The sequence below is a fragment of the Frateuria sp. Soil773 genome (assembly GCF_001428405.1).
In the GTDB taxonomy this organism is placed as follows: domain Bacteria; phylum Pseudomonadota; class Gammaproteobacteria; order Xanthomonadales; family Rhodanobacteraceae; genus LMSL01.
Window position 1 is genome coordinate 1 of sequence record NZ_LMSL01000031.1, and the last position, 12,036, is coordinate 12,036.

At 62.6% G+C, this 12,036-nt stretch carries 10 protein-coding genes; 6 read left to right on the forward strand and 4 right to left on the reverse strand.

Annotated elements, in window-relative coordinates; genetic code table 11:
• From ASG87_RS09725 to ASG87_RS20015, 3 genes are all read left to right on the forward strand, one after another.
• The coding region (locus ASG87_RS09725; protein ID WP_162258346.1) for an RHS repeat-associated core domain-containing protein at positions 1 to 1,815 on the forward strand (1,815 nt) is incomplete at its 5' end.
• Positions 1,816 to 2,267: 452 nt separating this feature from the next.
• Complete coding sequence (locus tag ASG87_RS19350) at positions 2,268 to 3,848, forward strand: RHS repeat-associated core domain-containing protein (RefSeq protein ID WP_082582878.1); 1,581 nt, start codon at positions 2,268 to 2,270, stop codon at positions 3,846 to 3,848.
• Positions 3,849 to 4,181: 333 nt separating this feature from the next.
• On the forward strand, positions 4,182 to 4,559 hold the full coding sequence (locus ASG87_RS20015) for a hypothetical protein (protein WP_157511002.1): 378 nt from the start codon (positions 4,182 to 4,184) through the stop codon (positions 4,557 to 4,559).
• 671 nt (positions 4,560 to 5,230) lie between these two features.
• Here the strand turns inward: ASG87_RS20015 and ASG87_RS09730 are convergent.
• Both ASG87_RS09730 and parC read right to left on the reverse strand, forming a co-directional pair.
• Positions 5,231 to 5,686, reverse strand: a complete 456-nt coding sequence (locus ASG87_RS09730; RefSeq protein WP_056004429.1) for a hypothetical protein — start codon at positions 5,684 to 5,686, stop codon at positions 5,231 to 5,233.
• A gap of 323 nt (positions 5,687 to 6,009) precedes the next feature.
• The gene (gene parC / locus ASG87_RS09735; RefSeq protein WP_056004431.1) at positions 6,010 to 8,250 is read right to left on the reverse strand and encodes a DNA topoisomerase IV subunit A; all 2,241 of its coding nucleotides are present in this window, start codon (positions 8,248 to 8,250) and stop codon (positions 6,010 to 6,012) included.
• Positions 8,251 to 8,402: 152 nt separating this feature from the next.
• Between parC and ASG87_RS20020 the strand changes: the two genes are divergently transcribed.
• Positions 8,403 to 8,549, forward strand: a complete 147-nt coding sequence (locus tag ASG87_RS20020; protein ID WP_157511003.1) for a hypothetical protein — start codon at positions 8,403 to 8,405, stop codon at positions 8,547 to 8,549.
• A 283-nt stretch (positions 8,550 to 8,832) separates the two neighbouring features.
• Here the strand turns inward: ASG87_RS20020 and ASG87_RS09740 are convergent, their stop codons facing one another.
• Positions 8,833 to 9,309 carry an Lrp/AsnC family transcriptional regulator gene (locus ASG87_RS09740; protein ID WP_056004435.1) on the reverse strand — a complete coding sequence of 159 codons (477 nt, stop codon included), beginning with the start codon at positions 9,307 to 9,309 and terminating at the stop codon, positions 8,833 to 8,835.
• Between the two features lie 99 nt (positions 9,310 to 9,408).
• Here ASG87_RS09740 and ASG87_RS09745 point away from each other — a divergent pair, with 99 nt between their 5' ends.
• Both ASG87_RS09745 and ASG87_RS09750 read left to right on the forward strand, forming a co-directional pair.
• Positions 9,409 to 10,269 (forward strand): EamA family transporter, encoded by an 861-nt coding sequence (locus ASG87_RS09745; protein WP_235499613.1) that lies wholly within the window; start codon positions 9,409 to 9,411, stop codon positions 10,267 to 10,269.
• A 176-nt stretch (positions 10,270 to 10,445) separates the two neighbouring features.
• Entirely contained in the window at positions 10,446 to 11,447 is a 1,002-nt protein-coding gene (locus ASG87_RS09750; protein ID WP_056004440.1) for an aldo/keto reductase, read from the forward strand.
• A 158-nt stretch (positions 11,448 to 11,605) separates the two neighbouring features.
• On the opposite strand, the gene ASG87_RS20025 is transcribed toward ASG87_RS09750, so the two are convergent.
• Positions 11,606 to 11,836 (reverse strand): hypothetical protein, encoded by a 231-nt coding sequence (locus ASG87_RS20025; RefSeq protein WP_157511005.1) that lies wholly within the window; start codon positions 11,834 to 11,836, stop codon positions 11,606 to 11,608.
• Positions 11,837 to 12,036 lie beyond the last annotated feature (200 nt).

Below are 12,036 nucleotides of genomic sequence, written 5' to 3' on the forward strand. Positions count from 1 at the left end.
AGCGGCCAGCTCACCGGGATGACCCGCAACGACGGCAGTGCGCTGGCCTATGCCTACGATGCCCTGGGCCGGCCCACGTCCGTGGGCAACGGCCAGGAGACCCGTATCTACAGCTATGACACGTGCACCAACGGCAAAGGCCGGCTGTGCCGCATGGCTGGAAGTGACAGCGTGACCACGCACAGTTGGTCGACCTTCGCCTACACGCCGGAAGGTTGGCTGGCGACGCGTCAGGACGCGATGCAAAGCACGATCAATACCACTGGCTACACCTATGACGATCTGGGCCGTCCGACTGGCATCAGCTATCCCAGCGGTGTCGCCGTCGGCTATGCGTATGACCACGGCAAGCTGGCGGCGGTGACCTCCACGCGTGGCGGCGTCACAACCACAATCGCCAATGGTTTCCACTATCAGCCTTTCGGTGCAGCCATGGAATGGACCTACGGCAACGGCCTGAAGCACACTGCGAGTTTCGACCAGGACGGCCGGCTCACTGGTCTCGGTGCCAGCAATGCGTCTACGGTTCGTCAGAATCTGAGCTACGACTACAACTTCGGTGACGAGATCACGGCCATCACCAACGGCATCGATGGCACGCAGAATCGCGTGTATGCCTACGATGCGGCGGGGCGGCTGGAGAAGGACACCCGCAACGGCTTGACCTGGACCCTGGATGCCAACGGCAACCGCAGCCGTTATACCGCTAGCGGCGTGCAGGCGGACTACGTGATCGAGCCGTCGAGCAATCGGGTGTCGAGCTATACGACACTGGCTGGCGCCCGCACGGACTATCAATACGACGCACGCGGTAACCGCAAGGTAGCGCAGGATCAGCCCGGCATCACGCAGAGCTATGCCTATGATGCGTTCAACCGGCTCATTCGGGTCTATGCCGGCACTACGACTACCTCGTTGCTGTACAACGCGCAGGACCAGCGCGTAGGCAAGATTGCCGGTGGCAGCCAGACTCGCTACATCTACGTGGGCGATCAACTGGCAACGGAATATGGACCGACTGGCTGGAAGAGCTACATCTGGGCAGGCACGGAACTGCTTGGCGTGGTGCGAGATAACGGTGCCACCTACTTCGTGCACAACGACCATTTAGGCCGCCCGGAAGTTGTGACCGGTGCTTCGCAGGAAGTGGTGTGGCGCGCGAGCAATGGTCCCTATGGCCGCACGGTGGTCCAAAACGCCATTGAAGGACTGAACTTGGGTTTCCCCGGTCAGTATCAGGACGTGGAGACCGGGCTGTGGATCAATGGCTTCCGGACGTACGATGAAAGTATCGGACGGTATCTGGAGTCCGATCCAATTGGATTGGCGGGCGGACCGAACACTTATGCCTATGTATTGGGGAATCCCATAAGCAACGTCGATCCGCTAGGACTTGGAACGTTCGCAATTGGTGGGGCGGCAACTGCACAGCTATCTGCAACGTTCAATATCTCTGCACAGCTTTCCATTAGCTGGAATGCAAATGCACTGAGCGATCTTTCTCAGTGGAGGATTGGAGGGATATTCTCGATTACACCTTTCACCGTGGCGTCTACAGGCACGGGAGCTTCGGCAGGCGCACTCCTGACATACTCGCCCACTAATAATGTGAGCACGCTCAACGGTTGGTCGCCCGTGGTCGGAGGCAGTGGTGGCGGCGGTGCTGTCTTTGGCTATGACGTAGGCAATCCGCTGGATCAGTGCAACCGTACTCACAATGTATTTATCGGCGCGGGTTTGAAGCTTAGCGGGCCACTCCCTGGTGAGGGCCACGCTGGCGCTAGTTGGACTGCGGCTGGGAGTTTTTCATTGTGAATGCCATAACGTCGATGGAGTTCCCGTTTTACATTGTCATTGGTTTGGCGGGGCTTCCGATCCCAATAGGTATCTTCGCTGGCCTGTATTACAACTACAGAACCTTCGCCATCGTTCGACGTATCCAGAGTGAATACCGCGCGCATGGCCGTAAGTGGCTCTTTTGGAGGGATAGGAGGCGCGTAATTGCATTTGTACTTAACCCGGACTTACTTTTGGGTGAAGTGCCCGAACTCGCACAGACTCTCAAGGCAAAGCTTGTAGCACATAGGCGGACATTGAAGACTTACTTGATCAGGATGTTTGCCTACATGTTTGGATCGTTTGGCTTAGCTGTCGCCTTACTTCTAGTCCTTGCCTACATTCGACGCTGAACGAGTTGTCCTTGTGTGAACCTCATAAGCTCCTTGCGTAAAAACATCTATGCATACGTAGCTTCGCGCCAGGATGCGATGCAGAACACGGTCAACACTACCGGTTACACCTACGACAACCAAGGGCGTCCGACCGGTATCAGCTATCCCAGCGGCGTCGCAGTCGGCTACGCGTATGACCATGGCAAGCTGGCGGCCGTGACGTCCACCATGGGCGGCGTGACCACCAATATCGCCACCGGCTTCCATTACCAGCCTTTCGGCGCAGCAACGGAATGGACCTATGGCAACGGCCTGAAGCACAGCGCAAGCTTCGATCAGGATGGGAGGCTTACTCACCTTGGTGCCAGCAATGGAGCCACGGTCCGGCAAAACCTAGGCTACAGCTACAACCAGGGTGACGAGATCACCGCGATCACCAACGGCATCGATGCCACGCAGAATCGTGCCTATGCCTACGACACTGGCGGTCGGCTGTGGCAGGACACCCAGAGCCATCTGGTTTGGTCGTTTGATGCCAACGGCAACCACAACCGCTTTACTTCTCCCAGCGGGCAAACAGACTACGTGATCGAACCGGCGAGCAACCGAGTTTCGAGCTACACCACACAGGCCGGTACCCATACGGCCTACCAGTACGATGCACGCGGCAATCGCACGGTGGCGCAAGAGCAACCCGGTATTACGCAGAACTACACCTACAACGCGTTCAACCGGCTCGATACGGTGACAACCAGCACGACGGTCAATGGGCTGCTATACAACGCTCAGGATCAACGCGTAGCCAAAGGTGGCACCGGTGGGCAGACCCAGTACATCTACGTGGGCGACCAACTGGCCGCAGAACACGGGCCGGCCGGCTGGAAGAGCTACATTTGGGCAGGCCCGGAACTGGTTGGGGTCGTGCGAGATAACGGCACCACCTACTTTGTGCACAACGATCACCTGGGTCGTCCGGAAGTCGTGACTGGAGCCTCGCAGGAAATGGCCTGGCGCGCCAACAATGGTCCCTATGGCCGCACGGTCGTGCTGGATCACATCGGTGGGTTGAGCCTGGGGTTCCCTGGCCAGTACCAGGACGTGGAAACCGGCTTGTGGATCAATGGCTTTCGAACTTACGACGAGAGTATCGGGCGGTACCTGGAGCCAGATCCGGCTGGATTGAAAGGTAGCCTGAATACATATTCCTATGTGGATGGAAGTCCTGTAAGCAACATTGATCCATTTGGAACAACCAAATGGCATGTCTCCATGTTTGGGGCAAGCTCCCCTATTGCTTACGGATTCGGGTTTACGTACATGAGCTTTCATGCCACGGCAAGAATCCCTGGCACAGATTGTGGAGTATACGTGGATGGGCATGTCAAAGGTGCTGACGGCGGCATCAGCCCTGGGCTCGGATTTTCAGGATCAACGTTTGATATGGATGATGGCTTGGATTATTTTGATCCAACGGCACTATCCGGGCAGTTCTCCAGCATGGGGGCACAGCTTCTAATCGGCGCCGGGCCATCCTATAGTGCTACACGTTTGGGGAAGGGTTACTCGGATTGGGGGTGGGGATTTTCCGGGGGAATAGCGTTTGGCTCCACCGCTGCATCCGGAATTTCCACCATTACATCCACTACATATTTTTCGCTGCGACCAAATGATCACTGAGAAAACAGTGTCGACTCTTTGGAACATACTTTGCGTCCTTGGAATTTGCATTGTCGTTCTCCGGATCAAGGTGGTTCTTAACTTAAGAAAGAACTATCCAGATCTCTATGAGTCTCTGGGGCATCCTGGCATCCTGACGCCTGGGTACTCATTCGTCATTCGACTGAAAAAAGAGTTCTCCGGCCTAATGTCATCGAAGGATGCGATGTATGTTAGGCTTCTTTGGATTTTCGATCCGATTGGGCCGCTTCTGCCGCTGCTCTTCATAATATGCTTGGCCCTGGCGTTGAGCAAATAACCTTTGATGAGCTGCGTCGTTTCTTTGGATGAGGGATGAGTATGTGGTTGACTATTGGCTTTTTTTTGATGGCAAGTGGCGCCATTCCGTCGGAGGTAATGTCTTTCAAGGATGCGAAGGAATTGGCTGACGCCCATGAGCAAAAACTTTCCACCAAGGATGCGGCGAAACTGGCAAAGGCCCAAGGGATTATAGTCGAAAGAGCGCTTTCGGATTGTTTGTCTGGAAAGAGTGGGAAGAGTCAGGTGCCGATTGTTGTCGTAGCTAAAGTGAGTGCTTCCGGCAGGGTTGTAAAGACTTGGCGAGATGGAGCAGGCGATGTGGCTTTGTGCTTTCAGAGATATGTGTCAAAAAGCATTCTGGAACTGCCTGCAGGAAAATCATACTTCACTTCCTTTGAGATGGATTTTTGAGCGATTGTTCGAGGCTTTTTAGATAATCGCTTTTGCCACTATCTGTATTAAATCCACTCATCCCGAAATTGATGCGACGCGTTAATAATGGTCTCTGTGGTCGTGTGGTGGCATTGGATCAGGTGGGCGGGTTGAGCTTGGGCTTCCCGGGCCGGCACCAAGACATGGAAATGAGGCTATGGATCAATAGTTTTCGGATCTACAATGAAAGAGCATCGGGCGGTATCTGGAATCCGATCCAATAGGGCTAAAAAGCGGGTCGAATACATGTACCTATGTTGGCGGGAGTCCCGCTGAGTGCAATTGATCCACTCGGCCTTGCCATCGTAGTGATCTATAGCGGCGCAACCATTGGCAACCCATTCGGCCACATCGCACTAGAGCGTGTCATCAATTGAGCAAAATGACCACAAAGGCACAATAAGGCCTGATTGATATCTTGGGTGTCTGGGCATCCGCCAAGGCCGGGGCGTAAGTCCACGGGTTGCTATTAACCCGAAAATCGGCGCGTGTGCATAAAGCAAGACGGAGGAACGAGCCGGCTGCTGTTAAGAGTTGCTTGCCTGTGACAAAGAGGCGGCCGGCCGACACAAAAAACCATGTCTGCCAGAATCAGGCTGCTTTTCGTTAGTTTGGAGTTCATGGCGAAAATACTGACTGCCTGAAACCCTTCAACGCCCGTGAAAGCGCCCCGTAGTCCCGCCGATGGAAATGCTCATGCCGCCGCTGGGATGGTCGCAGCTGCCGAAGGCCTGGCTGAGGTTGACAGTGCCGCCCTGGTAGGTGCCGGTGCCGATGCGGTTGCCGCTGACTACGCCCATGCCGACGCTGCCGTGGACCTGGGGCTGGTTGTAGGTGGCGTCGTCGCAGTGCGGTCGGTCGTCGGCGGCGACTTCGGTGTTGCCCATGCGGCCGCTGGTGTCGCCGTAGTAGACGCCGGGGGCGTCCTTGGCGGGTTTCGACGTGCTGGCGCTGCTGGCGGGGAGGTCGCTGGGCGGCAGGTCGTTGCGGGCGGGCAGCTTGAGGTTCAGCGGCTTGCCGGCGGTTTGCGCGCATGCCGCCGTAGCCAGCAGGCTGGCCGCCAGTATGCCGAGGATGAGCTTGCCGGGGTGCTTGGGGATGTTCATGGCCGTTCCGGGAGTGCGTGTGTGGATCAACGCACGAAATGCGTCGAGGTGCACATCCTGTTTGGAAGCCTGGGGCAGCCGGAAGTTCCGGCTTCCAGGGTTCCTGCGGTAGTGGCATCGGCCTCGATTGTTCTTGCCGGCGCCGGTCGCCAATCCGAAGCGCCGCAGTCGATACCGATGATGCTACCGCTCACGCAGGGGGGGTATCAGGGCTACCTTGCTGAGGAGATTTTGCGGACGAAAGCCTGCTGGCAATGCGCAGGCTTTCATGTGCGGTAATCCGTCAGATCCGGGGCTGCCCGCCGTCCGGGGCAGCCACCATCTCAGCCGCTGGTCTCGATCCGCTCCACCCGGCGCAGGCCGCGCGGCAGGATGCCGCCGCGGGTGGCGCGGTTGCCGCCGTATTCGACCAGGTCGGCCCACTTCAGGGTGAGCTTGCGCTGGCCGGCGTACATGGTGACCTCGCCCTTGCCTTCGGCCACCACGGCGATGCCGGCCACGCGTTCCTCGCCGCTGGCGAGCTTGGCCTTGGGGATCTCGATCAGCTTGTTGCCCTTGCCCTTGTCCAGTTCGGGCAGTTCGGCCACCGAGAACATCAGCAGGTGCCCTTCGGTGGTGACCACCACGATGCGGTCGCGCGACGGGTCGGCGCTGGCCTGCGGCGCCAGTACCTTGGCGCCGTCGGTGAGCGAGATGATCTGCTTGCCGGCCTTGTTGCGGCCGGTGAGCGACTCGAAGCGGGTCACGAAGCCATAGCCGAAGTCGGTGGCGAGGATCAGCCGGGTGTCGTTGTCGCCGGCGGCGAGCGCGTCGAAGCTGGCGCCCGCCGGCGGGCTGAAGCGGCCGGTGAGCGGCTCGCCGTTGCCGCGCGCCGAGGGCAGGGTGTGCGCGGGCGTGGAGTAGCTGCGGCCGGTGGAGTCGATCACCGCCACCTGTTGCGTGGTGCGCGCCTTCACCGCGCCGAGCAGGCCGTCGCCCTCGCGGTAGTTGAGCCCTTCGGCATCGACGTCGTGGCCCTTGGCGGCGCGGATCCAGCCCTTCTGGCTCAGCACCACGGTGACCGGCTCGCTCGCCACCAGCGCGCTCTCGTCCAGCGCCTGCGCCACTTCGCGCTCGACCAGCGGCGAGCGGCGGTCGTCGCCGTACTTGGCGGCGTCGGCGCGCAGTTCCTCCTTGAGCAGGCCCTTGAGCTTGGCCGGCGATTTCAGCAGCACGTTGATGCGCGCGCGCTCCTCTTCGAGCTGGTCGCGCTCGGCGTTGATCTTCATTTCCTCGAGGCGGGCCAGCTGGCGCAGCTTCGTCTCCAGGATGTAGTCGGTCTGCTCTTCGCTGAGCTTGAAGCGCGCCATCAGCACCGGCTTGGGCTCGTCCTCGGTGCGGACGATGCGGATCACCTCGTCGAGGTTGAGGTAGGCGATGCGCAGGCCTTCGAGCAGGTGCAGGCGGCGCTCGACCTTGGCAAGGCGGTGGTTGAGGCGGCGGGTCACCGTGTCGGTGCGGAATGCCAGCCACTCGGTGAGGATGCGCTTGAGATCCTTCACCTGCGGCCGGCCGTCCAGGCCGATCATGTTGAGGTTGACGCGGAAGCTCTTTTCCAGGTCCGTCGTCGCGAACAGGTGCTGCATCATCTCGTCGGCGTCGACGCGGTTGGAGCGCGGCACGATGACGAGGCGGATCGGGTTCTCGTGGTCGGACTCGTCGCGCAGGTCCTCGATCATCGGCAGCTTCTTCGCGCGCATCTGCGCGGCGATCTGCTCGAGGATCTTGGACGGGCTGACCTGGTGCGGCAGCGCGGTGATCACGATGTTGCCTTCCTCGCGGCGGTACACCGCGCGGGCGCGCAGCGAGCCGTTGCCGGTGGCGTAGATCGACAGCAGCTCCTTGCGCGGGGTGATGATCTCCGCCTCGGTGGGGTAGTCCGGGCCCAGCACGTGCTCGCACAGTTCGGCCACGCCGATGTCCGGATCGTCCAGCAGGCGGATGCAGGCGCTCACCAGTTCGCGCAGATTGTGCGGCGGAATGTCGGTGGCCATGCCCACGGCGATGCCCATCGAGCCGTTCAGCAGCACGTGCGGCACGCGCGCAGGCAGCCAGCTCGGTTCCTCCAGGGTGCCGTCGAAGTTGGGCACCCAGTCCACCGTGCCCTGGCCCAGCTCGCCCAGCAGGGCCTCGGCGATCGGGCTGAGCTTGCTCTCGGTGTAGCGCATCGCCGCGAAGCTCTTCGGGTCGTCCGGCGAGCCGAAGTTGCCCTGGCCGTCCACCAGCGGGTAGCGGTACGAGAACGGCTGCGCCATCAGCACCATCGCCTCGTAGCACGAGGTGTCGCCGTGGGGATGGAACTTGCCGATCACGTCGCCGATGGTGCGCGCGGATTTCTTCGGCTTGGCGGTGGCGGCCAGGCTCAGCTCGCTCATCGCGTAGACGATGCGCCGCTGCACCGGCTTCAGGCCGTCGCCCACGAAGGGCAGGGCGCGGTCCAGCACCACGTACATCGAGTAGTCCAGGTACGCCCGCTCGGCGTATTCCTTGAGCGGGATCTGTTCGAAATTGGCTTGCAGGTTCATGCGGTTACATCGGTCGGATGGCGCGCGCGCGGCGCTGATAACCGGACGATGGTGCCAGAATGGCCGCGGCCGGGACAGCCGGACGGTTGTCCCGGCGTGGATGGATGGCTTTGGACGGGGAGAGGACAGCCCATGCACGTATTCCTGCAATCATGGTTCGGCTTGTTCTGGCTGGGCGCGGTCCTGCTGCTGGCATCGTGGGCGGCATCGCCTGGTACCTGTGGCGCAACCCGAGCGAAACCTCCGACACCTTCACCGACGTCGATCCCGCCGGCCTCGGGCCGACCCGTTCGACCTGACCGGTGCGCTGCTGAGGCTGTCCGGCCGCCATGGCTCGTGAGGCGGTCCGGTTTGGCCCGGTGCTCCAGGAAAGGTCATTGATCGGCTTCTTGCGCGTCATTCCTGCGGGAAGCTTTCGCCTTCAATGGCCTACATGCACTGGATCCCGGTGTTCGCCGGGATGACGAGCAAAATCGGGGGTGCCCTTGTGGGAGCGACTTCAGCCGCGACGCTCTTGCCGTTGCCCGATGAAGAACAGCCGCGCCGAAGTCGCTCCCACAGGAGGCGATGCCGGCGGGGCGCCTATCGCTTCTTGGCGGCTTTCGGCAGCGGCGGTGCGCGCAGCGGCACCGGGGTGGACTGCACGATCGACGTGGTGGTCTGGCCGTACTGCAGGAAGCGGTCGAGGATCAGGTCGAGGTTTTCCAGCGCATCGAGGTGCACCTTGATGATGAAGCAGTCCTCGCCGGTGACGCGGTGGCACTCGGCCACCTGCGGCATCTTCTGTGCCAGCTCGGCCACCTTCGGCAACTGGCCCGGCACCGGGCGCACGCGCACGTAGGCGGTGATCGGCCAGCCCAGCGCCTTCGGGTCCAGCTCCAACCGGCAGCCGCGGATCACCCCGGCATCCTCCAGCCGGTTCAGCCGTTCCTTCACCGCGGGTGCGGACATGCCGACGTGCTCGGCGAGCCGGGTCACCGGCTGGCGCGGGTCGTCCAGCAGGGCTTTCAGCAGCTCGATATTGCGCGGGTCGGCCATGAGGCTGGAAATCTGAGGCATATCGTTCACCTGGCCTGCAAAAGAAGAAATATGGATGGCTGAGTCCTTCGAATCCGAATGGAGCATGCGCCGATCGTCTGCAAAAGTGGAGGCATGGACATGTGGCTCCGTCTTCCTTCGGCCAGGCGCCTGCCGCCATCGATGTATTTCGCGGCCAGCGCGCTTTTCCATTACCTCGGCCCGGCCTTCGCGGTGCTGCTGTTCGCGCGCGTGGAGCCGCTCGGCGTCGCCTGGCTGCGGATCGCCAGCGCGGCGCTGATCTTTGCCGTGTGGCGGCGGCCGTGGCGGCATTTCCTGCGACAGGACGGAGCTGTGCGATGGAACGTCGCCGCGCTGGGTGCGGTGCTGGGCGGCATGAACGCCTGCTTCTACCTGGCGATCGATCGCCTGCCGCTGGCGACCGTGGGCGCGATCGAATTCCTCGGCCCGGTTGCCCTTGCGCTGGCCGGCCTGCGCACGCCGCGCAACCGGGTTGCGTTGGCGCTGGTCATCGCCGGTGTCTGGTTCCTCATGCATTTGCGCATCGCCGGTGCGCCCGTCGGCTTCGTGTTCGCCTTCGCCAACTGCGCGCTGTTCGCCTTGTACATCGTGCTCGGTCACCGGGTGGCGGCCGATGGCGGCGGCACGGGCATCGACCGTCTCGCGGCGGCGATGCCCGTGGCCTTGCTGGCGGTCAGCCTGATCGGGATACGGCCGGCCTTGCCGGCACTGACCAGCCTGCCGCTGCTGGTCGCGGGCATCGGCGTCGGCGTGACCTCGTCGGTGATCCCGTATATCTGCGACCAGTTGGCGATGGCGCGGCTGCCGCGCGCCAGCTTTGCCCTGCTGCTGGCCTTGCTGCCGGCCACCGCAAGCGTCGTCGGCATCGTCGTGCTGCGCCAGCTACCCAGCCATGCGGAATCGGCCGGCCTCGCACTGGTGATCGCCGGCGTCGCCATCCATCGGCCTGCCGGTGGATGAGGGCGGGCATGGCGTGCCTGCGGGTTTCGCCCGGCGCATCGGAACCGGGGTGTCAGTGGTACTGCCTCGGCCGCGGTGCCTTTGCCGTTGCCCGATGGAAACGGTCGCTCCCGCAGCGGCGTTCGCTGCGCGCCGCGCATACCGAGAACCCGTTGAACCCCACCAGGAGGTAACCCATGGAATACACCCGCCTCGGCAAGACCGGCCTCAAGGTCTCGCGCATCGGCCTGGGCTGCATGAGCTACGAGGTGGCGCCGACCGAGCGTCCGTGGCATCTCGACGAAGCGCGGAGCCGCCCGTTCATCCGGCGCGCGCTGGAACTGGGCATCAACTACTTCGACACCGCCAACATGTACTCCGGCGGGGCCAGCGAGGAAGTGCTGGGGCGTGCGCTGAGGGATTTCGCGCGGCGCGAGGAAGTGGTGATCGCCACCAAGGTGTACTACCCGATGCGCGGCGACGCGAACGGCGGCGGGCTGTCGCGCAAGGCGATCATGCACGAGATCGACGCCAGCCTGCGCCGCCTCGGCACCGACCACGTCGACCTCTACCAGATCCACCGCTGGGACCGGCACACCCCGATCGAGGAAACGCTGGAGGCGCTGCACGACGTGGTGAAGGCAGGCAAGGCGCGCTATCTCGGCGCCTCGTCGATGATGGCGTGGCAGTTCGCCAGGGCGCTGTACACCGCCGACCGCCACGGCTGGACGCGCTTCGTCTCGATGCAGCCGCACTACAACCTGCTGTACCGCGAGGAGGAGCGCGAGATGCTGGGCCTGTGCACGGAGGAGGGTATCGGCGTGGTGCCATGGAGTCCGCTTGCGCGGGGACGGCTGGCGCGTCCGTGGGAGGACGCGCCGAGCACGGTGCGCGGCAGCTCCGACCCGTGGGGCGACGGCATCTACGCGGCCAGCCGCGAGGCGGATCGCAAGGTGGTCGAGCGCGTCGGCGAGGTGGCCGGCCGGCTCGGGATCAGCCGCGCGCAGGTCGCGCTGGCCTGGCTGCTGCGCCAGCCCGCGGTGACCGCGCCGATCGTCGGCGCCACCCGGATGCAGCATCTCGAAGAGGCGGTCGCCGCCGTCGCCCTGTGCCTTCCGCCCGGCGAAGCCGAGGCGCTGGAGGCGCCGTACATCCCCCATGCCGTGGCCGGGCTGGCGGTGCCGGGCGTGGACGACTAGTGGCAAGCCCGTCCGGCCTATTCGCCGGATGGTTTCGCGGCGGGGGGGGGAAACCGGTATGGCGGCGGGCTCCGGCCGCCATGCCTCATGCGCGTCGCGATCCCGCGGGTCGCCGATCGCTCGCGCCGGCCGCCGATCGTCCGCGACGGCGGCACCGATCAGCGTGCGTCCAGTCCGTGGACGGCGGCGCTTTCCTGGAGGCCGATCTCGGTCAGCAGCGCCTCGGCTTCGGTGCGGGTGGAAAACCGCATGACGTCTTCGTCCTCGACGGTATCGTGAATCACGAACCATTCGTCGATCGGTCGCACTTCCAGCATGTCCGTCACCTCGCGCAGGGGAGAGAGAGGAGAACCGCCGGCCTGGCAGCATCGCTCCGGGGAGAGCGCCATGGCTTGCTGCGGCCGACGTGACGACTTTCCGTCCCGGTCGATGAACGGCAGGTTAGGTGGGCGCCGGCCAGTGTGACGGGTCGCACAGATATGGCGCCCGGCCTGGGGCGAGGTAGGTGAATCGCCATATTGCCCGGCCTAGAGCGTGTCATCAATTGAGCAAAATGACCGAGGCCATCCCCTATATCGCGCCGAGGAAG

Excerpts from the sequence above, each read along its gene's own strand:
- ASG87_RS09750 (WP_056004440.1), top strand. The coding sequence starts at position 10,446 with ATGGAATACACCCGCCTCGGCAAGACCGGCCTCAAGGTCTCGCGCATC.
- ASG87_RS09730 (WP_056004429.1), bottom strand. The coding sequence starts at position 5,686 with ATGAACATCCCCAAGCACCCCGGCAAGCTCATCCTCGGCATACTGGCG.
- ASG87_RS19350 (WP_082582878.1), top strand. The coding sequence starts at position 2,268 with ATGCAGAACACGGTCAACACTACCGGTTACACCTACGACAACCAAGGG.
- ASG87_RS09745 (WP_235499613.1), top strand. The coding sequence starts at position 9,409 with ATGTGGCTCCGTCTTCCTTCGGCCAGGCGCCTGCCGCCATCGATGTAT.
- ASG87_RS09740 (WP_056004435.1), bottom strand. The coding sequence starts at position 9,309 with ATGCCTCAGATTTCCAGCCTCATGGCCGACCCGCGCAATATCGAGCTG.
- parC (WP_056004431.1), bottom strand. The coding sequence starts at position 8,250 with ATGAACCTGCAAGCCAATTTCGAACAGATCCCGCTCAAGGAATACGCC.
- ASG87_RS20025 (WP_157511005.1), bottom strand. The coding sequence starts at position 11,836 with ATGGCGCTCTCCCCGGAGCGATGCTGCCAGGCCGGCGGTTCTCCTCTC.
- ASG87_RS20015 (WP_157511002.1), top strand. The coding sequence starts at position 4,182 with ATGAGTATGTGGTTGACTATTGGCTTTTTTTTGATGGCAAGTGGCGCC.
- ASG87_RS20020 (WP_157511003.1), top strand. The coding sequence starts at position 8,403 with ATGGTTCGGCTTGTTCTGGCTGGGCGCGGTCCTGCTGCTGGCATCGTG.